The organism is Streptomyces sp. NPDC089424, assembly GCF_044749345.1.
In the GTDB taxonomy this organism is placed as follows: domain Bacteria; phylum Actinomycetota; class Actinomycetes; order Streptomycetales; family Streptomycetaceae; genus Streptomyces.
This window is the reverse complement of the sequence record NZ_JBIVHU010000001.1, coordinates 1,329,014-1,348,803: the sequence shown is the minus strand read 5'-3', so window position 1 is coordinate 1,348,803 and position 19,790 is coordinate 1,329,014. Positions and strand designations below refer to the sequence as shown.

The window sequence follows — 19,790 nt, the reverse complement described above, 5'->3', positions numbered from 1 at the left end:
TTCGTCACCAGGTCCGGGGCCACCGAACGGCGGTCCGTCCGGCGCGGCCGAGCGCGAGGTCGACGAGTCGTCGCCAGTCCACCGGCGGCGCCGGGAGCGCGACACCCGGCCGGTCGCGCGGCACCCGGACCCGCAGGGCCCTGTGCCGCAGGGTGCACACCACCGGTGTGGCCATCCGCAGCGCCTCGCCGTCCACCGCCACCGGGATCTCGGCCGTGTCGGCGGTCACCTCGACCCGTCGTGCCGTCCCGACCGTCAGCGCGCCGGACTGCGAGCCCCGCACCGCCAGATCCGCGGCCTGCGCCGCGCTCCCCACCCGGATGGCCACCAGGCCCAGCTCGCCACCGTCGAGCCTCGGCCGGCGTCCGCTCCCGTGGAGCGCGTCGGGTGACGTGTAGGCGTTGTTGCTGACCAGCAGTGCCTGCTGCGAGGCGAGCGACGTGCCGTCGACGCGCGCGTCGAGCCGTCGCACCCGGTCCCCCACCAGCAGTTCCGGCATCACGGTCAGGGCCGTGCCCGCCTTGTCGTCGCGGTACTCGGGGCGCTGCACGACGTCGGCGTAGACCCCGAAGGACACGGTGTTGACGAACGCCCGGCCGTCGACGTCGCCGAGGTCGACCCGGAGTTCCTCGCCGTCGGTCAGCGCGTCGAGGCAGCGCGTCGGGTCGGACCGGTCGAGGCCGAGGTCCATGGCGAAGTGGTTGCGGGTGCCGGCGCAGATCACGAGGAAGGGCAGGTCGTGTTCGGCGGCGACCGCGGCGACCTGGGCCTGGGTGCCGTCGCCTCCCGCGACACCCAGCAGGTCGGCCCCTTCGGCGACCGCCTCGCGGGCCAGCGCGGTCACGTCCGACGGGGCCGAGGGGTCGAGCAGGACGACCCGCGCTCCCATTCGCTCCGCCCGCTCCACGAGTCCGAAGCGGCCGACCTTCCCTCCCCCCGACTTCGGGTTCATGACGAGGAACGGCCGGGCGGGACGGGACGCGGCGACCGTCTCCCTCGCCCGCGCGGGGCCGGCCCGGCGCAACGCCGCCCGGGCGCAGGCGAGCGCGGCCGCCCAGCACAGGATCAGCACCAGGGCGGTCAGCCACAATCCGTCGAACGCGTACAGCACCAGCACCGCGGCGGGCGCGGCGATCGCGAGGGACGCTCCGAACAGGCGCACCAGGCCCCGGTACGCCAGGAACCACCACACCCCCGCCGCCCCGAGGACCAGCCCGAGCAGCCCGGCCGCGATCACCTCCAGGCCGCCCCTGCCCACCGTGAGCGCCAGCACGGCCAGGCAGCCGATCGCCGCCAGCACGGCCAGCCGCGCCAGCAGCCGTGCGAGCGCGCCCCCGTCCCCTCCGGAGCCCGCCATCAGCGCCTTCTCATGACGTGGTCCACCTTTCGGCCCGGTCCGGGACACCAGACTGCGCCCTCACGGACCGGAGGGCATCCCGGCCGGGCGCCGCGTCACCCGGGGCGCACCCGTGGTCGCCGGTTCACCCGTCCAGCGCCAGGGCCTCCCCGACAAATCCCCGAACCGCCTCCAGCGCCTCGGCGCGGTCCGCCGGGACCAGTCCGATGCGGGTGCGCCGGTCGAGCAGGTCGGCCTCGTCCAGGGCGCCCTCGTGGCGCAGTGCCCACACGAGTTCGGCGCCGGTGACGGGGTGGCCCGGCACGACCGGCTCGCCGAGCCGTGGCTCGTCGGCGGCAAGGGCGTGCACGGCCGGTGCCTCCGTGCCGTACCGCTGGACCAGACGGCGCGGCGCCCGCAGCGCGGAGAGCGCGCGGGGCGCGGCCGCGCCCACGAGCGGGAGTGCGGCGGTCGGTGACGGGCCCGCGCTCAGGCCACGGGCGGTGACCGCGGCGTTCACGGCGTCCTGCGCCATCCGGCGGTAGGTGGTGAGCTTGCCGCCGACGACGCTGACCACCCCGTCCGGTGAGGTCAGCACCGCGTGCCGGCGGGAGATGTCCGCCGTGCGTGCGGCCGTCCCGGGCGCCGCGGTCGCCGAGGTGTCGAGCAGGGGGCGCAGGCCGGCGAAGGCGCCGACGACGTCGTCCCGTCCCACGGGGACGTCCAGCACCGAGCCGAGCACGTCGAGCAGGAAGCCGATGTCGGTCTCGGGCACCTCGGGGACATCGGGGACGGGGCCGTCCAGGGGTTCGTCGGTGAGGCCGACGTAGACCCGGCCGTCGTCCTGCGGCAGGACCAGGACGAAGCGGTTCGTCTCACCGGGGACGGGGATGTGCAGCCCGGCGGGGAGCGGCCCGATGCGTTCCGCCCGCAGGACGAGGTGGGTGCCGCGCGAGGGCCGGATGCGGATGCCGTCCACCAGGTCGCCCGCCCACACGCCGGAGGCGTTGATCACGGCGCGGGCACGGATCTCGCCCTCCTCACCGGTGAGTTCGTCGCGGATCCGGGCGCCGGACGCGCTCAGTTCCAGGGCCCGGACCCGGGTCAGCACGCGGGCGCCGCGCGCGGCGGCGGTCCGGGCCAGGGCGGTCACCAGGCGGGTGTCGTCGGTGAGCTTGCCGTCCCAGGACAGCAGTCCGCCCCGCAGCCCCTCGGGGCGCAGCGTGGGGGCCATGTGCCGGGTCTCGACGGCGGTCAGGCGGCGCGGTGCGGGCAGCGTGGCGCGGGCCGTGCGGGCGGTCAGCCGCAGACCGTCGCCCGCCCGGAGTCCGGCCCAGGTCAAGGCCGCCTGTCCGCGGGAGACGAGCCCGGTCAGGGGCAGCACGAAGGGCTGGGCGCGCACCAGATGAGGGGCCGTGCGCTCCATCAGCACGCCGCGTTCGACGGCGCTCTCGTGGGCCACGTCGAGCTGTCCGGAGGCCAGGTAGCGCAGCCCGCCGTGGATGAGCTTGGAGCTCCAGCGGGACGTGCCGAACGCCAGGTCGTGGGCATCGATCGCGACGACGTCCAGGCCGCGGGCCGCGGCGTCGAGGGCCACTCCGGCGCCGGTCGCGCCGAGGCCCACGACCAGCACGTCCACGACGCGGCCGTCGGTGGCCTCGGTCAGTTCACGGCCGCGGCGCGCGGCGGTCAGGGAGCTGCCGGCGGCGGGGCTGCTGGTCGGGCTCATGGGGTGAGGGTCCTCTCCAGAACGGTGCGCAGTTCGGCCAGGAAAGCCGCGGTGGTGAGATCGGGGTCGTCCTCGTCGGTCATGGTGCGCAGCGACAGGGCGAAGGACTGCAGGATCAGCAGGACGGTCCGCGCCTGGCGTTCGGCGGGGGCCTTTCGCACCGAGTCGTCGGCGTGCCCCTTGCGCAGCGCGTCGGTGAGCAGCTCCAGCAGGGCCTCCTGGCTGGCGCCGCGCCGGTCGAGCATGTAGGGCAGCAGGAGTTCGGGGTCGACGTCGACGATCTTCTGGTAGAGCGGATGGGCCCGGAACGCCTCGACGCCGGCCACCAGGCCGTCGACGAGAGGCGCGCGCGTGCCCGCCCCGGGGCGGCTCTCGGGCATGGCGTCCATCGCCACGGCGATCCACTCCCGCGTCATGAGATCGCCCACGAGGGTGCGGACGTCGGGCCAGCGCCGGTAGAGCGTCATCCGGGAGACGCCGGCCCGGCGGGCGACGTCGGTCATGGTCGTGCGCCGGACACCGACCGCGAGGACGCAGTCCCGCACGGCGTCGAGCACCACGTCGCTGTCGGAGGAGTTCTGCGGAACCGATCTGTTGTGACGAATAGGCGCCATGTGTAACAGTGTAACGCCCGACCCGCTCCGGCGGCACACCCTCGAAACCGTGTGAGGACGACAGGCATGGACATGCTGTGGAACGGCTGGGGCGACCCGGCCAGGGCGACGCCGCTGCCCGACAACGTGACAGGGCTGCTGCGCGACTGGCTCGGTGTCACCCCGCATCCCACGGCCCCGGCGGCGCCGGAGGAGGTCGAGATCGCCGCACCCGCCCTGGACGGCGCCGCCCACCAGGCGCTGCTGTCCGCGCTCGGCGACCGCGCGGACCGGGTCCGCACCGACACGGAGGCCCGTCTGCGGCACACCCGCGGCAAGTCCACCCCGGACCTGCTGCGCATCCGCACCGGAGACACCGCCGACGCGCCGGCCGCCGTCGTCCTGCCGGAGAGCCACGACGAGGTGCTCGCCCTGCTCCGCGCCTGTGCGGAACACGGCCTGCCGCTCGTCCCGTTCGGCGGCGGCACCTCGGTCGTCGGAGGGCTCGCTCCCGGCCGCCGCACCCCCTTCGTCGCCCTGGACCTGCGGCGCATGAACCGCCTGCTCGACCTCGACCCCGTCTCGCGCACCGCCACCCTGGAACCCGGCCTGCGCACCCCCGAGGCCGAGGCGGTGCTCGCCGAGCACGGCTTCACCCTCGGCCACTTCCCCCAGTCCTACGAGTGGGCCACCATCGGCGGTTACGCCGCGACCCGCTCCAGCGGGCAGGCCTCCGCCGGCTACGGGCGCTTCGACGAGATGGTGCTGGGCCTGACCGTCGCCACGCCCGAGGGCACCCTGGACACCGGCCGGGCACCTCGGTCGGCCGCGGGGCCCGACCTGCGCCAGATGCTGCTGGGCTCGGAGGGCGCCTTCGGCGTCATCACCTCCGTCACCGTCCGCGTCCGGCCCGTCCCGCGCACCCGGCGCTACGAGGGCTGGCGGTTCGCCTCCTTCGACGCGGGTGCCGCGGCGCTGCGCCGGCTCGCCCAGGACGGGCCGCGCCCCACGGTCCTGCGTCTGTCCGACGAGACCGAGACGCTGATCGGACTCGCCCAGCCGGACGCCATCGGCTCCGCCGTCGAACAGCAGGGCGCCGGATGCCTGGCCGTGGTCGGGTTCGAGGGTACCGAGGCCGACACCGCGCAGCGCCGGGCGGCCGCGGCGCAGGTCCTCGCCGACTGCGGCGGCACCTTCGCGGGCGGCGAACCGGGCGAACGCTGGGCGCACGGCCGCTACTCGGCACCGTACCTGCGCGACGCGCTCCTCGAAGCGGGCGCGTTCGCGGAGACGCTGGAGACGGCCGCGTACTGGTCACGGCTGCCGGGGCTGTATGCCGCCGTCAAGGAGGCGCTGACCCGCACGCTCACCGAGGGCGGCACGCCTCCCCTGGTCATGTGCCACATCTCGCACGTCTACGAGAACGGCGCCTCGCTCTACTTCACCGTCGTCTCGGCGCAGGGCGAGGACCCGGTGGCCCACTGGACGCGGGCCAAGCACGCCGCGAACGACGCGATCCTCGACGCCGGCGGCACCATCACGCACCATCACGGCGTGGGCACCGACCACCGCGCCTGGTACGTGCGGGAGGCCGGCGACCTGGGTGTCGCGGCGCTGCGGGCCGTCAAGCAACGGCTGGACCCGCACGGACTGATGAACCCGGGCGTCCTGCTGCCCGCGGACTGACCCGGCAGCGCTCCCCCGCTCCAGCCCTCCCTCGCTCCAACCCCTCCCCCGCCGGCCCGTCCCTCGCAGGGCCATGGCCCGGCACCCGCCCTGCACGATCGCCAGCCCGGAGGCACATCGATGCGACAGTTCACCGCCGTCGTCAACCCCACCGCGGGCGGAGCCACCGGCGCTGCGGCGCTGCTGAAGGTGGCCCGGCTGCTGCGGGAGGCCGGCGCCGAGCTGGAGACCGAGTACAGCCGCAGCCTCGCCCACGCCCGCGAACTCGCCCGACGGGCCGGGGAGCGCGGGCGGGTGGTGCTCGCCGTCGGCGGCGACGGCATCACCGGGGGCATCGGCGGTGCGCTGAGCGGCACCGGGACCGTCTTCGGCGTGGTCCCGGCCGGCCGCGGCAACGACTTCGCCCGCGCCCTGGGACTGCCGGGCGATCCCGAGAGCCTCGTCAAGATCCTGCTCGACGGCACACCGCGCGCCGTCGACACCATCGAGGTCACCTCGGCCGCCCACGACCGCACCGTCGTCCTCGGCAGCGTCTACGCCGGGGTCGACGCGCTCGCCAACCGCCACGCCAATCGCGCCCGGCTGCTGCGCGGCACCGCCTCCTACTACGCCGGAGCCCTGCGCGCCATCACCACCTGGCGTCCCGCCCGCTACCGGGTCACCGTCGACGGCCGGGAGCACGCGTACGCCGGCTACACCGCGGTGGCCGCCAACTCCGGCTACTACGGTTCCGCCCGCCTGGTCGCACCGGGGGCCCGGCTGGACGACGGGCTGCTGGACGTCGTGATGATCCACGACGCGCCGCGCCGGCTGTTCTTCGCCCTGATGAAGGAACTCGACAGCGGCACCCACGTCGAGCGGCCCCAGGTGAGCGTCGTCCAGGGCAGGGAGATACGCATCGAGGCCGACCGGGAGATCCCCTACGGGGCGGACGGCGAGGTCGAGGCGGTGCTGCCCGTGGAAGCCAGGGTGCTGCCGGGCGCGCTGCGCGTCCTGCACTGAGGGGCGGGCGCCACCGGGGCCGTCGGCGTCCGGGGCGCAGGAACCCCGACTCGTAGGCGAGGACGACGAGTCGGGCCCGGTCGCGGAGCGCGCGTTCGGCCGGCAGGTTGCCCACGTGTGCCCTGACCGTGCTCTCCGCGAGGCACAGCACCGTGCCGGTCTCGGTGTCGGACATCCCGCGGCCGACCAGGCGCAGCCCCAACGGCGGCGGTGCGGGTGGGACCTCTGCCCAGTGGATCGCCGCGTGTCACCTCGGGTGCGGCTGGCGTGCGTGGTGAGGGCGGGGCGCGAGTGCGGTCCGACAATGCGCCCTCCGCCTCATACGGGATGTTTGTGCACCGTGGGGGCAAGACCGCCCCTTTCACGCCGTACCGCCCACCCACCCGTGCTGATTGTCTTGCTGCAGCAGACGGTCCCTCGCGCACCACCGGCCGTTCCGCTCACTGCCGCTCGACATCTGGGAGGGAATGTGTCCGTCGCGGACAGCGTCGCCGGTCCCGACACCGAAGAACCCGCCTCCGCGCCCGAGGAGCGGGAGCTCACGAGCCTCGGTACGCGGGCCGCGCGTCAGCTGGCCACCACCACCAAGTCCGCGCCGCAGATGCGGGGCATCAGCTCCCGGTGGCTGCTGAGGAAGCTGCCCTGGGTGGACGTCAGGGGCGGCACCTACCGGGTCAACCGCCGTCTCCACCTGCGGCCCGGCCGGGGGCGGGTCCACTTCGAGCACAACGGCGCGGACGACGTGCGGGTGGTTCCGCAGACCCTTGCCGAACTGCCCGTCCTGCGCGGCTACCCCGACCTCGACGTCCTGAGGGAGATCGCCGGCCGCTGCGCGCTCCGGGAGGTCCGTGCCGGGCAGGTCCTGATCGAGGCAGGGCAACCCGTCACGGAGGTCCACCTGGTCGTGCACGGCCGCTTCACCCGCTTCGTCACCGGGAAGTACGGCGAGGAGGAGGTGACCGGGGTGGTCGGCGACGGCGACCACCTGGGGGACGAGGCGATCGGCCGCTCCGACCCGCTGTGGCCGCAGTCGGTACGCGCCGAGACGGCCGGCACGCTGCTGGTACTGCCCTTCGCCGCGGTCGGGGAGCTCACCGACCGGGTGCCGTCGCTGGCCGCGCATCTGGCGGCGCACGAGGACCGGCAGCGGCGGCCGGTGAACCGCGAGGGCGAGGCGGAGATGCCGGTGCGGGCCGGCCACAGCGGCGAGCCCACCCTGTCCGGCGGCTTCGTCGACTACGACCTCGCACCGCGCGAGTACGAACTGTCCCTCACCCAGACCGTGCTGCGCGTGCACACGAGGGTCGCCGATCTCTACAACGACCCGATGGACCAGACCCGGCAGCAGTTGCGGCTGACCATCGAGGAGATCCGCGAGCGCCAGGAATGGGAACTGGTGAACAACCGGGAGTTCGGCCTGCTGCACAACGTCGACCACGGTCAGCGCGTCAGCACCTTCACCGGCCCGCCCACCCCCGACGACATGGACGAACTGCTGTCCATGCGCCGCGGCACACGTCTGTTCCTCGCCCACCCCAAGGCGATCGCCGCGTTCTTCCGGCAGTGCAACAAGCGGGGCCTGATGCCCGGTTCGGCCACCGTCGACGGACACCAGGTGCCCGCCTGGCGGGGAGTCCCGATCTACCCCTGCGGCAAGATCCCGGTCTCCGGCGCCCGCACCACCAGCATCCTCGCGCTGCGCACCGGCGAGGCCGACCAGGGCGTCGTCGGCCTGTACCAGACCGGCATCCCCGAGGAGCACCAGCCCGGGCTGAACGTCCGGTTCATGGGCGTCGACAGGGCCGCCCGCGTCAACTACCTCGTGACCGCCTACTACTCGCTGGCCATCCTCGTACCCGACGCGGCCGGAGTCCTGGAGAACGTCCGGATCGGCCGGACCGCCGACTGACCAGGTGGAGCAATACGTCTATGAACAGCCCCTCGAGCACCGCGGCCGGAATCCCGCTGCCCGGTCCGCCGAACCTCGCACAGAGCATCCGGGCCCGGCGCAGCGGCGCCATTCCGGGACTGACCTACCGGCCCGCCACGCCCGCCGACCCGGAGAAGGTCGCGGAGATCGACCGCCGGCTGGAGGCCTGGGCCCGCGGACTTGACCTGTTCCCCGCCGAATGGAGCGGAGACTTCGGCGAGTTCCAGTTCGGCCGCGCCGTGGTCCTGCAACACCCCGCGGCGGCCGACCTGGAGCGCCTCACCGTCGCCGGCAAGCTGCTGCTGGCCGAGAACATCGTCGACAGCTGCTACTGCGAGGAGGACGAGGGCAGGGGCGGTGCGCGACGAGGACTGGGCGGCAGGCTGATCATGGCCCAGTCCGCCCTCGACCCGTTCCACGCCACCCCGGAGACGGAGCAGGACTGGCGCGAGGGCGTCCAGGCCGACGGCCCCCTGCGGTCCTACCACTGGGCGGTCAAGGACTACGCGGTCGTCGCGACCCCCAGCCAGACCGACCGGCTCGTGCAGGACCTCGCCCGGCTGCACCTGGGCTACCTCGCGGAGGCCTCCTGGTCGGAGACGCGTCACAGGCCGCGGGTCTGGGAGTACCTGGTGATGCGGCAGTTCAACAACTTCCGGCCCTGCCTGTCCATCGTCGACGCCGTGGACGGCTACGAACTGCCCGAAGCCCTCTACGCCCGCCCGGAGGTACAGCGCATCACCGTCCTGGCCTGCAACGCCACCACCATCGTCAACGACCTGTACTCGTTCACCAAGGAACTGGCGAGCGATCCCGACCACCTGAACCTGCCCCAGGTGGTGGCCGCGAACGACCGGTGCGGCCTCAAGGCCGCCTACCTGCGCAGCGTCGACATCCACAACGAGGTCATGGACGCGTTCGAGACCGAGGCCGCCGCGCTGTCCGCCACCTCACCGCTCCTCGAACGCTACGCCCGCGGCCTGGCCGACTGGGTGGCGGGCAACCACGAGTGGCACGCCACCAACACCCACCGCTACCGACTGCCCGACTACTGGTGAACCACGCCCTCGGCACGACCAGCCGAAGGCCGATCAGCACACGCACCTGCACCGCAGCACGAAGGAGTCAGCGTTGACCACCATGCACACCGGTACCGCGTCCGCGGCGGTCCCCACCCAGTCCACGTATCAGAACCGCATCGCGGACTACTGGAACGCCGAGGAGAACCCGGTCAACCTCGAACTCGGAAAACTCGACGACCTGTACCACCACCACTACGGCGTCGGCGACGCCGACCGGTCGGTGCTCGAGGAACCCGACGCCGAGCTGCGCCGCGAGCGGATCACCCGTGAACTGCACCGGCTGGAACACGCCCAGGCCGAGCTCCTCGCCTCCCATCTCGGCGAACTCTCCCCGACGGACCGGGTCTTCGACGCCGGCTGCGGTCGGGGCGGCGGCAGCGTCGTCGCGAACCTGCGCTACGGCTGCCATGCCGACGGCGTCACCATCTCCGCCAAGCAGGCCGACTTCGCCAACGAGCAGGCACGCAAACGCGGCATCGACGCCAAGGTGCGCTACCACCACCGCAACATGCTGGACACCGGCCTCACCACCGGCGCCTACGCGGCGTCCTGGAACAACGAGTCCACCATGTACGTCGAACTGGACCTGCTCTTCGCCGAGCACGCCCGCCTGCTGCGCCGGGGCGGCCGCTACGTGGTGATCACCGGCTGCTACAACGACACGTACGGCCAGGCCTCCCGCGAGGTCTCCCTCATCAACGCGCACTACATCTGCGACATCCATCCCCGGTCGGCCTATTTCCGCGCCATGGCCCGCAACCGGCTCGTGCCCGTCCATGTCCAGGACCTCACCGCGGCCGCGATCCCCTACTGGGACCTGCGCCGCGAGGCCGACCACCTGGTCACCGGCATCGAGGACACCTTCCTGAACGCCTACCGCAACGGCAGTTTCCAGTACCTCCTGATCGCGGCCGACCGGGTCTGACACGGCGGTGCGGGGCGGATGGCGAGCCTCTGCCGCCACCCGCCCCGCACCCGCACGCCCACCGGAGACGCGCTCCCAGGTCAGCGCCGCGAGCCGAGGTCCTTGTGGACGGCTCGGGCCACCGCCTCCACGGTCGCCACACCGGCGTCCATCGTGCCGTTGTCCTGGGTGAGCACCGTGAGGGAGTAGTCGCGCCCGCCGCCGGTGAAGGCGCCCATGCTGTGCACCCGCCAGCCGTGCGCCGCGCGCGACAGCCAGCCGTTCTTGACGTGGGTCACGGCGGCGCGGGGCGCGCCCGCGGGAGTGCCCCACCGCTGCGAGGGGACGACCTTGCTCATCAGCTTCAGGAGATAGGCACGCGCCTTGTCACGGAGCACCTCGTTGGGTTCCGTGACGAGGTTCATCAGCTTCTGCGTGTCGGCGGCGGTGATCTGGGTCAGACCCCAGGCCCGGTTGCCGCCGGGCACGGTGCTGGTCATTCCGGCCGCCGCCAGGAATCCCTTCACCTTGGGCACGCCGAGCTGCTTCCACAGTGCGTTGGTGGCGGCGTTGTCCGACGCCGTGATCATCTTGGTCGCGTGCCCGGCCTCGCGCGGGGTGAGATGGCGGTCGTGCCTTTGCACGTCCCACAGCAGTGTCGCGAGGACGGTGACCTTGACGATGCTGGCGGAGTCGAACTTCTGCTCCGCCCGGAGCGTGCACACGGTGTCCGTCGACCGGTCGCGCAGCGACACCGCCGTGACGGCGGTGCGGTGCTCCAGGGAGGCCGTGATGTCCCGCTGCAGTTTCGCCGCCAGCCCGGCCTGGCCCGAGGCGCACTTCACCGGCGGCGTCGCCGCCGCGGCGCCTGCCGCCCCGGACCCCACCACGGCGGGAACCGCCACGCCGGAGACGATCGCCGTGGCCACGAGGCTCCGGGGTATTCGCGTGAGCCGCATTCGCTTCGCTCCGCCCGTTCTTCCGTTGCTGCCGGTCGCTACGGGTGACCAGTCTGGGCGAGTGGCGGTATGGAAGGGAACGTGACGTTCACTACGGTCTGTCCGCCCGGTGCGGGCTGGTCGGACAGCGGGACCGGGGGTGCGGGGGCCTGCGTTCGACGTCCTGGCGTGTGCCGCGCGAGCGGGAGCGAAGGTTCCGCCCGAGCGCGCGGCGCACAGCGGCACGGACCTCAAGTCGGTTGGCGCGAGCCGCCCGTGGCCCTCGGGCCGCGGTGCGCGCCTCGGGATCGCGGACGGCCGCGACGCCGAGCGCCGCCTCGTGAGCGGCGCGCGCACGGGCGCGCGTACCGCGTCGGCGCGCGGCCTCGTGCGGGGTGCGCCGACGCCGTCCGCTGTGACCGACGACTCGCCGGCCCCGGCGGGCGGCGCCCGGCGACCGGCGTCAGCTCGACCGCACCCGTCAGGGCACCCGGGCGGTCCACTGCGGCGAAGTGAACTTCGTCCGTGCCAGCTCCTGCGCGCGGGACAGCTCCTCGTGGGTGACCTTGCCGTCGGTGAGTCCGTACCGGTGGCGGAACGACTCGATCATCCGGGCGATCACGGCCTCCCGCGCCAGTCCGGTCTGCCGACGCAGCGGGTCGACCCGCTTCTTCGCGCTCCTCGTCCCCTTGTCCGAGAGCTTCTCCCGGCCGATGCGCAGCACGTCCAGCATCTTGTCCGCGTCGATGTCGTAGGCCATGGTCACGTGGTGCAGCACGGCCCCGGGTCCGCCGTCGGGTCCCACGACGCGCTTCTGGGCGGCGCCGGCGATCTTGCCCTGGTCGGTGGCGATGTCGTTCAGCGGCTGGTACCAGGCGTTGATGCCCATGTCGCCGAGCGCGCCGAGCACCCAGTCGTCGAGATAGGCGTAGCTGTCCTGGAAGGACAGGCCCTGGACCAGCGCCTCCGGGACGGACAGCGAGTAGGTGATCGTGTTGCCGGGCTCGACGAACATCGCACCGCCGCCGGAGATGCGGCGCACGACGTCGATCCCGTGCCGGTCGGCGCCCTCGGGGTCGACCTCGTTGCGCAGGGACTGGAAGCTGCCGATGATCACCGCCGGCGCGCCCCACTCCCACACCCTGAGGGTCGGCGGCCGGCGTCCCGCGGCGACCTCGGCCGTGAGGACCTCGTCGAGCGCCATGTGCAGTGCCGGAGCCTGCGGTCCCTCGTGGATCAACTGCCAGTCGTAGTCGGTCCAGTCGGTGGCGTGGGCGAGCGCGCGCCGCACCGCGACGGCGATGCCCTCCGAGGTCAGCCCGTACATGACGGTCCCCTCGGGAAGCGCGGCGTCGATCCGCGCCGCCAGTCCGGCCGCGTCGGTGTCGGCGGGAGCGCCGTTCAGGGCGTGGTCGACGGCGTCGAGCGCCTCGTCCGGTTCGAGGAAGAAGTCCCCCGCCACCCGCGCGTGGCGCAGCACGCCGTGTTCGACGTCGACGTCGACATCCACGACGACGAGCTTGCCCCCGGGAACCTTGTACTCACCGTGCACGGCTTCGCCTTCCTTTTATACTGCCCGGGAAACCGCGTCCGCGCGGCGAATGTTCCCCCCTAGGGACACGCGCCCCACCGGGGACCACGACGCCTGAACGGGTCAGGACATGACGGGGTGCCAGCTCGGTTCCAGGCTGTCCAGGAGGGCGTGGAAGGCCGCGTCGGCCCGATCCCAGTGGTCGTCCACGAGCGGGGCGACCAGCAGTCCGAACACCGCGTCGGTCAGGAGTGTGGCCTGGGTCAAGGCCTGGCCGCGGTCCATGCCGAAGTCACGGAAGACCGAGGACAGCAGGTCCGTCCACGCGGTGACGGCGTCGTCCAGCACGGGCCCGTACCGGTCCGGGTGGAGGATGCTGGCGCTCATGATCTCCAGGTAGAGCGGAAGGGTGACGCGTACCTCGGGGTCGTTGAACTGCTCCCACATGTCCTCCAGGAGCCGGCGCAGGCTCGCGGCGTCCGTGGGCGTACCGACCCTGCGCAGGATCTCCCGGGTGCGCAGCAGGGGCCGGCGCTCGTAGACGGCGAGCGCCTCGGCGACCATCCGTTCCTTGCTGCCGAAGTAGTAGAGGAGCATCCGGTCGCTGGTGCCGAGGTCCTGGGCCAGCCGGCGCACGGAGAGGTCCGCGAGTCCGTTGCGCAGCACGTACTCGCGGACGCGGCCGAGGAGGCGGCGTCGCTTCGCCGGGTCGGGTAGGCGTGACATGGGTCCTGGAGGGGCCGGGGGCAGCAATCTCACATGCCCGTTTTACGTACTTTGTGAGGTATTTACCGTAGCACCTATTACATGTATATTTTAGGTGTAGCAGCCGCTACATGAATGAGCCAGGACACCACCACCAGCACAGTAGGGACTGATTCCCATGGCCGCTCAGGCCATCGGCCTCCTCAGCACCTTCCCTCCGGCAGAGGGGCACCCTCGCGGCGACGCCCCCTCCTGGGCCGCCAGGCAGTGGGCGCTGTGGTCGCGCATCTTCGCGCCCCTGCGGCCCTTCGACGCGCCGCGTCGCCGTGCCGGCGCGTGGGAGGCGTCCTGGCCACTGGGGCGGGAGCTCACGTCCGTGCGCAGGGCTCGTCATCTGGTGAGCGCGCAGCTGGGTGCCTGGGCACTGAACGATCACGCCGACACCGTCGAGCTCCTGGTCAGCGAGCTCGTCACCAACGCCCTCACACACACCCGGGGCCCGCTCAGGCTCAACCTCCGGCTGCGCGGGTCGCGGCTGCTGTGCGAGGTCGAGGACACCGAGTCGACCGGCCCCACGCGTTCCGTGATCGACGCGGACGCGGAAGGGGGCCGCGGCACCGAACTCCTCGACGTGCTCGCGGACGCCTGGGGAAGCGTCCGCATGCCCACCGGCAAGACCGTCTGGTTCGAGGTGCACGTCGTGGCGGGCACCGCGGTGCGTGCGCTGTAGGTGTCCCAGGCGCCGGCTCAGCGGGAGGTGAGAGGGGTCTCGGACTCGACACGGGTGAGCTTTTCGGGGTTGCGGACGTAGTACAGATCGGTCACCCGGGCGTTCCCCACACGGAAGGCCAGGACGCCGTCGATCTCGCCGCCCAGACGGAGGAGGAGGCCGGGGTTGCCGTTGACCGTCACGTGCTCGCCGCTCAGGGGGCCGCCCGCCTTGACGAGGCTGCCCGCCATGTACCGGAGTACGTTGTCCGCGCCGACGACCGGCCGCAGGGCGGCCAGCCTGAGGCCACCCCCGTCGCTGACGAACACGACGTCCGGGGCGAGCACGTCGAGCAGGCCCTGGAGATCCCCCGTCACGAGCGCCCGCTGGAACGAGTCCAGCGCCGCCCGGGTCTCGTGCGGCGAAGCCGCCGTACGGGGCCGGCGGGCGTCCACGTGACGGCGGGCACGGTGCGCGGTCTGGCGCACCGCCGCGGGGCTCTTGTCGATCGCCGCCGCGATGTCGTCGTAGTCGAAGGCGAACACCTCGCGCAGTACGAAGACCGCGCGCTCGGTCGGTGACAGGGTTTCCAGGATGAACATGAGGGCCAGCGAGAGGTTCTCGGCGAGTTCGGCGTCCTCGGCCACGTCCGGCGCGGTGAGCAGGGGCTCGGGGAGCCAGGGACCGACGTAGGCCTCCTTGCGCCGCTTGAGGGTGCGCAGCCGGTTGAGTGCCTGCCGGGTGGTGATCCTGACCAGGTAGGCGCGCTGGTCCCGCACCTGTGCCAGGTCGACCTCGACCCACCGCAGCCAGGTCTCCTGGAGGACGTCCTCGGCGTCCGCCGCCGAGCCGAGCATCTCGTAGGCGACGGTGAACAGCAGATCGCGGTGGGCGACGAACGCCTCGGTCGCGGGGTCGGTCAGGTGATCGTTCATGCGGAAGCTTCGCTCTCTCGCTCGTGTGCCGGCCGCCATGCCTCGGTCCGGGTCGGCCGGACCGGCGGCAGTGCCGGCCGGCCCGGCCGACAGGTCCTACGCGGACCGGCGGGTGCTGGTGGGCGTGGTGTGGTCCTCCGGTCGGGTCGCTTCCGTACGGCCGGCGCCGGCGGTGGTGCGGGAGCCGGCCTTGCGTGCCCCGGAGACCAGTTGGCGGGTGGTGAACCGGCAGGCGATCTCCTTGACGCCCGCGCCGGGCCGCCCGCTGATGGAGAGCGCGTTCACCTTGTCGTTCGGGTAGGAGAACTGGGTGACGCCCTCGTTCCGGCCGAGGCTCAGGCACTGCCCGGCGAACAACAGCCGGACGGGAGCGGGAGTCTTCCCCGCGATCCGGCGCAGGAGGGTGGCGGCGGCCCCCGGGCCCAGCTGGACGGCGGCCTGGCAGCTCATCCGGAAGTGCCGGTCCGTGATCACCGCCGCGTCGCCTGCGGCCACGATGCGCGGGTCGTCCACGCTGGTCAGCGTCGCGTCGGTGACCAGGCGGCCCGCGGTGTCGGTGCGCAGCCCGCTGCGGGCGGCGAGGTCCGGGACACGGAATCCCGCGGTCCAGATCGTGACCGCGCCGGCCACCTCGCGGCCGTCGTCGAGTCGTACGCCGTCGCTGGTCACCTCCGCCACCCTCGCTCCGGGACCTTCGAGGACGGTCACACCCAGTCGGGCGAGGCGGCGGGCGACCGGACGGCGGACCCGGGCGTGCAGGGAGGGACCCAGCACGTCTCCGCAGACCAAGGTGACCTTACGGCCCAGCTCCGCCAGCTCGGCGGCGGTCTCCAGACCGGTCGGTCCCGCCCCCACCACGGTCACCGGGCCGGACGCGGGCGTCGCGGCCAGCGCCGAGCGCAGTCGCTGTGCTCCTTCGAGGTCCGAGACCGAGTGGGCGAACTGGGCCGCTCCGGGCACACCGGGATCGGAGGCGCCGCTGCCCACGGCGTAGACGAGGTAGTCGTAGGAGAGCGTGTCGCCGCCCGCCAGCGAGACCTGGCGCTCGGCGGTGTCGATCCGGCTCGCGGTGTCGACCACCAGGCGGACGTTCCCGCCCAGCACCTCACCGAAGCTCTCCACGGCGTCGTCGGAGCCGGTCACGAGCTGGTGCAGGCGGATCCGCTGGACGAACCTCGGACGCGGATTGACCAGCGTCACCGACACACCGTCGCGCCGGGCCAGGCTGTTGGCCGCCGTCACGCCCCCGTACCCGCCGCCGACCACGACCACCTCGACGTTTCGGTTCATCTTCTCTCCTCGTGTTGTGGGCTCGGCATGGAGACACCGCGGGCGGGCCCGTTGTAACAACTCGCGGATGAGACGTGACGCACACCGCGTCGCCCGCGTGCTGTTGCGGACGTCGTGTGGCGCATTTATCGTCGTTAGTAAGTGATTGTGACTGTCAGCCTTCTGAACCAAATGGCCTCAGGGCAGACCGGTAGGCAGCATGGCAAGCCATCGCAACCGGCCCGGGCTCCCGCTCCCGCGTGCCGTCGACGAACTGATCCTCACCACGATCCTGCTGTTCGCGGTGGTGACGATGGTGCGATGGCTGCGCGACCCGCACTCCCCGCTCTACGTGAGCGGCCTGCGCGCGGCACTGCTCGTCGTGGCCGTGGCCTCGGGGCTGCTCGTCGTCGCGTTGATCCTCTCGCCGCCCGGTCGGCGCAGCGGGGGCCACATGAATCCCGCGGTCACGGTGGCGCTGTGGCTCATGGACGTGTTCCCCGGCCGCAGCGTCCTCCCCTACGCCGCCGCGCAGATGGCCGGCTCGGTCATCGGCGTGGCGCTCGCCCGCCTGGTGTGGGGGCCCGTCACCTCGACCCCGTCGATCGGCTACGCCGCCATCAGACCCGGGCCCCACTGGGACGCGTCGAGCGTGTTCCTCGCCGAGGCCGGCTGTTTCGTCGCGCTGACCCTGGTCATCGGCTTCTTTCTCGCCCACCCGGTCTTCGGGCGGTGGCTGCCCTACCTCCTCGGTCTGTCCATCGCCCTGATCATCGTGTGTCTGGGAACGCAGAGCGGCGGCTCGGTCAACCCGGCCCGTCACTTCGGCCCGGCCCTGTTCGCCGGGGACACGAACCAGTTCTGGATCTACGTATTCGCTCCGGTCCTCGGAGCCGTGCTCGGTGCCTCCGTACACCACCTGCTGATGCGCCGGCTCCACACGCACCAGCCCCTCACCTACAAGCTCTGCGGCACCCCGCAACGCTCCGAGCGCCAGGACGAGTCAGCATGAAAGACGTCAAGGAAGACCCCCAAGGCCCCCCGCACCCGACCGGCGGGCAGGCGGGCGGCCCGCCCAGGCCCATCCCGCTCAACTTCTTCGGCAAGCCCTTCGGCCTGGTCGGCCTGGCGAGTGCCTGGCTGACCGCCGCCCAGTACCAGCGCGTGCCACGCGCGGTGGGAGAGGCGTTGCTGGTACTGGCGGCCGTGGTCTGGCTGCTGGTGACCGTGGCCTATCTGGCGCGCGCGGCGCGGTTGCGCTCCCTGGCGCGGGACCTCACCGATCCGGTGGGCGGGCCCTTCGCGGCCCTGTGCCTGATCGTGCCGATGGTGATCGCCGCGTACGGCCTGTTCCCCGTCGCACCGGTGGCCGGCCGGGTGCTGGTCGACGTCTTCCTGGTGCTCACCGTGCTGCTCGGTGCCTGGTTCACGGGTCAGTGGATCTACGGGCGGCTCGACGTCGAGCGCTTCCACCCCGGCTATTTCCTGCCCACGGTCGCGGGCGGGCTGCTGGCCGCGGCGTCGGCGGCCGCGGTGGGGCAGCACCGGCTGGGCGTCATGATGTTCGGCCTGGGCGCGATCTGCTGGCTCATCCTGGGCTCGGTGATCATGGCGCGGCTGCTGTTGCGCCCGATGCTGCCGCCACCCCTGCAACCGACGCTGGCCATCGAGATCGCCCCGGCGGCCGTCGCCAGCATCGCCTATTTCGCCCTCTTCACCGACTCCATCGACACCGTCGCGGCGTTCCTCGGCGGCTACGGACTGCTGATGGTGCTGACGCAGTTCAGGTTGCTGCCCGCCTACGTGAAGCTGCCCTTCATGCCCAGCACCTGGGCGTTCACCTTCAGCTGGGCCGCGGCGGCCGCCGTGGGGATCCACTGGGCGGAGCGCCTGCGGCCGCCCGGAGCGGGCGCGTACACCTATGTGCTGCTGGGGCTCATCAGCGCCCTCGTGGGTGGTGTGGCCGTGCGCACCCTCGTGGCCGCCGCCCGACATCAACTCCTGCCGGCCGCACCGCCGCCGCCCGCGTCGGAGCAGCGGGCGGCCGCGGGCTGAGCCACCGGAAGGGCCCTGGAGCCGCGGGGCCCTTCCGGTGGCTCACGTGGGCCGCTTCGCTCACTCTCCCGACTCGGCCCGGTGAAGCCGGTCGGTCAGCCAGGAGCGCGTGACGCGCCATGCGTGCCCGTCCAGCTCGACCACACCGAAATGATCGGCTCCGGGAGATTCGACGAGCTCGACGTCCGCGCCCTTGGCCGTGGCCGCGTCCGCGTACGTCCGGGCGTACGCGGGCGGAATGACCTCGTCGGCCGTGCCGTGCACGACGAGCACCGGGACGCCGCCGTCGGCGAGCAGGACGGGCGAGGCCACCGCGTACCGCTCCTCGTACTGCGCGAAGCTCCCTCCGAGCAGCAGCCGGGTGATGCCGTCCCCCACGCGGGCGGCCACCGCCGGCCACAGCTCGGGGGCGGAGGGCGGCGGCGAACCGTGCGGAGGCTCGGCGTCGAGGTCCGCCAGCACGCTGCCGAGCCCCACCTTGTCGGCGTCGACCAGGTCGAGCACCCCCGCCAGCGACACGACGCCGATCGGCGTGATCCCGGGCAACGCGCCGGGAACGCCCTCCGGCAGAGCGGCGCGGTGGGCCACCCAGGTGGCGAGCTGCCCGCCCGCCGAGTGCCCGACGACCAGCACACGGCTGGTGTCGATCGCGGGATCGAGATCGGCGACTGCGTCCACGGCCGCCGCGACGTCGTCGAAGGTGCCCGGCCACCCGCCACCGGGTTCGCCCACCCTGCGGTACTCGATGTTCCAGACGGCGAATCCGAGCGAGAGGAGGTCCTGCGCGAGCGGGACGGTCTGCCGGTGATCGAACATCGCCGTCCACCATCCGCCGTGGATCAGCACCACGACGGGGAAGGGTCCGTCTCCCCCGGGGAGGTACAACTCGCCGACCTGGGAGGGCTCCGTGCCGTAGGCGATGGTGCGCACGGCCCGGGGACCGTCGGCCGCGTCGTCGTAGCGCACCCCGCTGCGCACGCCGACCAGTTCGTCGATCGTGGCGAAGAAGGCCGCGATCTCGGGGAGGTTGGCGCCCTTGGCGCGCGAGGCGTCGAAGGCTTCGGCGTCCGCCCACTCGACCAGGTCCAGCCAGGTGTTCTCGGCGACGCGGACCAGGCGCGCCGCGATGAACCCCCGCCGGTCCGTGCGGAACGCGGCGAGCATCGCGGGCCGTGCCGCCAGCATCTCCGACGTTCTGTCCGGAGCGACGACGAAGGTCGTCATTTCGATCACGGACATCTTCTGCTCCTCAGCACCTTGGTCATCGTCTTGATAGTCACTTATCTTGACTATTAAGCGTAGGCCCGGAAGGGGCCGGCGGCAACCCGGGCGGTCGGCCCACTGGCCGGTATCGTCAGCATGAGTGACTATTCATGTAGGTGAAGG

General features: G+C 72.6%; 17 protein-coding genes. 8 read left to right on the top strand and 9 right to left on the bottom strand.

Features of this window, described 5'->3' with window-relative positions; all coding sequences use genetic code 11:
• Positions 1 to 4 precede the first annotated feature (4 nt).
• The 3 genes from ACIP2X_RS05900 to ACIP2X_RS05890 all read right to left on the bottom strand — a co-directional run bounded on the left by ACIP2X_RS05900 (position 5) and on the right by ACIP2X_RS05890 (position 3,679).
• On the bottom strand, positions 5 to 1,357 hold the full coding sequence (locus ACIP2X_RS05900; protein ID WP_401668005.1) for a diacylglycerol/lipid kinase family protein: 1,353 nt from the start codon (positions 1,355 to 1,357) through the stop codon (positions 5 to 7).
• A 124-nt stretch (positions 1,358 to 1,481) separates the two neighbouring features.
• Entirely contained in the window at positions 1,482 to 3,065 is a 1,584-nt protein-coding gene (locus tag ACIP2X_RS05895; RefSeq protein ID WP_401668003.1) for a glycerol-3-phosphate dehydrogenase/oxidase, read from the bottom strand.
• Positions 3,062 to 3,679 (bottom strand): TetR/AcrR family transcriptional regulator, encoded by a 618-nt coding sequence (locus ACIP2X_RS05890; protein WP_401668001.1) that lies wholly within the window; start codon positions 3,677 to 3,679, stop codon positions 3,062 to 3,064. Before ACIP2X_RS05890 ends, ACIP2X_RS05895 begins: the two co-directional genes overlap by 4 nt.
• 66 nt (positions 3,680 to 3,745) lie before the next feature.
• Here ACIP2X_RS05890 and ACIP2X_RS05885 point away from each other — a divergent pair, with 66 nt between their 5' ends.
• From ACIP2X_RS05885 to ACIP2X_RS05865, 5 genes are all read left to right on the top strand, one after another.
• Entirely contained in the window at positions 3,746 to 5,344 is a 1,599-nt protein-coding gene (locus tag ACIP2X_RS05885) for an FAD-binding oxidoreductase (protein WP_401667999.1), read from the top strand.
• A 120-nt stretch (positions 5,345 to 5,464) separates the two neighbouring features.
• Entirely contained in the window at positions 5,465 to 6,346 is an 882-nt protein-coding gene (locus ACIP2X_RS05880; RefSeq protein ID WP_401667997.1) for a YegS/Rv2252/BmrU family lipid kinase, read from the top strand.
• 469 nt (positions 6,347 to 6,815) lie between these two features.
• On the top strand, positions 6,816 to 8,255 hold the full coding sequence (locus tag ACIP2X_RS05875) for a family 2B encapsulin nanocompartment shell protein (RefSeq protein ID WP_401667994.1): 1,440 nt from the start codon (positions 6,816 to 6,818) through the stop codon (positions 8,253 to 8,255).
• A gap of 20 nt (positions 8,256 to 8,275) precedes the next feature.
• The gene (locus tag ACIP2X_RS05870; RefSeq protein ID WP_401667991.1) at positions 8,276 to 9,334 is read left to right on the top strand and encodes a family 2 encapsulin nanocompartment cargo protein terpene cyclase; all 1,059 of its coding nucleotides are present in this window, start codon (positions 8,276 to 8,278) and stop codon (positions 9,332 to 9,334) included.
• An 82-nt stretch (positions 9,335 to 9,416) separates the two neighbouring features.
• Positions 9,417 to 10,283, top strand: a complete 867-nt coding sequence (locus ACIP2X_RS05865; protein WP_401668907.1) for a geranyl diphosphate 2-C-methyltransferase — start codon at positions 9,417 to 9,419, stop codon at positions 10,281 to 10,283.
• 80 nt (positions 10,284 to 10,363) lie between these two features.
• Here the strand turns inward: ACIP2X_RS05865 and ACIP2X_RS05860 are convergent, their stop codons facing one another.
• From ACIP2X_RS05860 to ACIP2X_RS05850, 3 genes are all read right to left on the bottom strand, one after another.
• Positions 10,364 to 11,221 carry a serine hydrolase gene (locus ACIP2X_RS05860; RefSeq protein ID WP_401667988.1) on the bottom strand — a complete coding sequence of 286 codons (858 nt, stop codon included), beginning with the start codon at positions 11,219 to 11,221 and terminating at the stop codon, positions 10,364 to 10,366.
• Positions 11,222 to 11,681: 460 nt separating this feature from the next.
• Positions 11,682 to 12,752, bottom strand: a complete 1,071-nt coding sequence (locus ACIP2X_RS05855) for a biotin/lipoate A/B protein ligase family protein (RefSeq protein ID WP_401667985.1) — start codon at positions 12,750 to 12,752, stop codon at positions 11,682 to 11,684.
• Between the two features lie 102 nt (positions 12,753 to 12,854).
• Entirely contained in the window at positions 12,855 to 13,457 is a 603-nt protein-coding gene (locus ACIP2X_RS05850) for a TetR/AcrR family transcriptional regulator (RefSeq protein WP_401667982.1), read from the bottom strand.
• Between the two features lie 157 nt (positions 13,458 to 13,614).
• Between ACIP2X_RS05850 and ACIP2X_RS05845 the strand changes: the two genes are divergently transcribed.
• Positions 13,615 to 14,166, top strand: a complete 552-nt coding sequence (locus tag ACIP2X_RS05845) for an ATP-binding protein (RefSeq protein ID WP_401667980.1) — start codon at positions 13,615 to 13,617, stop codon at positions 14,164 to 14,166.
• A 17-nt stretch (positions 14,167 to 14,183) separates the two neighbouring features.
• Here ACIP2X_RS05845 and ACIP2X_RS05840 read toward each other — a convergent pair whose 3' ends face one another.
• Positions 14,184 to 15,080 (bottom strand): RNA polymerase sigma-70 factor, encoded by an 897-nt coding sequence (locus tag ACIP2X_RS05840; protein ID WP_401667977.1) that lies wholly within the window; start codon positions 15,078 to 15,080, stop codon positions 14,184 to 14,186.
• Positions 15,081 to 15,176: 96 nt separating this feature from the next.
• Positions 15,177 to 16,370 (bottom strand): NAD(P)/FAD-dependent oxidoreductase, encoded by a 1,194-nt coding sequence (locus tag ACIP2X_RS05835; RefSeq protein WP_401667974.1) that lies wholly within the window; start codon positions 16,368 to 16,370, stop codon positions 15,177 to 15,179.
• Positions 16,371 to 16,569: 199 nt separating this feature from the next.
• Here ACIP2X_RS05835 and ACIP2X_RS05830 point away from each other — a divergent pair, with 199 nt between their 5' ends.
• Positions 16,570 to 17,361, top strand: a complete 792-nt coding sequence (locus ACIP2X_RS05830) for an MIP/aquaporin family protein (RefSeq protein WP_401667972.1) — start codon at positions 16,570 to 16,572, stop codon at positions 17,359 to 17,361.
• On the top strand, positions 17,358 to 18,404 hold the full coding sequence (locus tag ACIP2X_RS05825; RefSeq protein WP_401667969.1) for a TDT family transporter: 1,047 nt from the start codon (positions 17,358 to 17,360) through the stop codon (positions 18,402 to 18,404). The genes ACIP2X_RS05830 and ACIP2X_RS05825 overlap by 4 nt, the downstream gene beginning before the upstream one ends.
• A 60-nt stretch (positions 18,405 to 18,464) precedes the next feature.
• Here the strand turns inward: ACIP2X_RS05825 and ACIP2X_RS05820 are convergent, their stop codons facing one another.
• Positions 18,465 to 19,643 (bottom strand): alpha/beta fold hydrolase, encoded by a 1,179-nt coding sequence (locus tag ACIP2X_RS05820; protein WP_401667966.1) that lies wholly within the window; start codon positions 19,641 to 19,643, stop codon positions 18,465 to 18,467.
• Positions 19,644 to 19,790: the final 147 nt, after the last annotated feature.

Bases quoted from the DNA above. Each gene is read 5' to 3' on its own strand.
- ACIP2X_RS05870 (WP_401667991.1), top strand. From the start codon at position 8,276: ATGAACAGCCCCTCGAGCACCGCGGCCGGAATCCCGCTGCCCGGTCCG.
- ACIP2X_RS05830 (WP_401667972.1), top strand. From the start codon at position 16,570: ATGGCAAGCCATCGCAACCGGCCCGGGCTCCCGCTCCCGCGTGCCGTC.
- ACIP2X_RS05880 (WP_401667997.1), top strand. From the start codon at position 5,465: ATGCGACAGTTCACCGCCGTCGTCAACCCCACCGCGGGCGGAGCCACC.
- ACIP2X_RS05865 (WP_401668907.1), top strand. From the start codon at position 9,417: ATGCACACCGGTACCGCGTCCGCGGCGGTCCCCACCCAGTCCACGTAT.
- ACIP2X_RS05845 (WP_401667980.1), top strand. From the start codon at position 13,615: ATGGCCGCTCAGGCCATCGGCCTCCTCAGCACCTTCCCTCCGGCAGAG.
- ACIP2X_RS05825 (WP_401667969.1), top strand. From the start codon at position 17,358: ATGAAAGACGTCAAGGAAGACCCCCAAGGCCCCCCGCACCCGACCGGC.
- ACIP2X_RS05885 (WP_401667999.1), top strand. From the start codon at position 3,746: ATGGACATGCTGTGGAACGGCTGGGGCGACCCGGCCAGGGCGACGCCG.
- ACIP2X_RS05835 (WP_401667974.1), bottom strand. From the start codon at position 16,370: ATGAACCGAAACGTCGAGGTGGTCGTGGTCGGCGGCGGGTACGGGGGC.
- ACIP2X_RS05900 (WP_401668005.1), bottom strand. From the start codon at position 1,357: ATGGCGGGCTCCGGAGGGGACGGGGGCGCGCTCGCACGGCTGCTGGCG.
- ACIP2X_RS05820 (WP_401667966.1), bottom strand. From the start codon at position 19,643: ATGTCCGTGATCGAAATGACGACCTTCGTCGTCGCTCCGGACAGAACG.
- ACIP2X_RS05895 (WP_401668003.1), bottom strand. From the start codon at position 3,065: ATGAGCCCGACCAGCAGCCCCGCCGCCGGCAGCTCCCTGACCGCCGCG.
- ACIP2X_RS05860 (WP_401667988.1), bottom strand. From the start codon at position 11,221: ATGCGGCTCACGCGAATACCCCGGAGCCTCGTGGCCACGGCGATCGTC.
- ACIP2X_RS05850 (WP_401667982.1), bottom strand. From the start codon at position 13,457: ATGTCACGCCTACCCGACCCGGCGAAGCGACGCCGCCTCCTCGGCCGC.
- ACIP2X_RS05890 (WP_401668001.1), bottom strand. From the start codon at position 3,679: ATGGCGCCTATTCGTCACAACAGATCGGTTCCGCAGAACTCCTCCGAC.
- ACIP2X_RS05840 (WP_401667977.1), bottom strand. From the start codon at position 15,080: ATGAACGATCACCTGACCGACCCCGCGACCGAGGCGTTCGTCGCCCAC.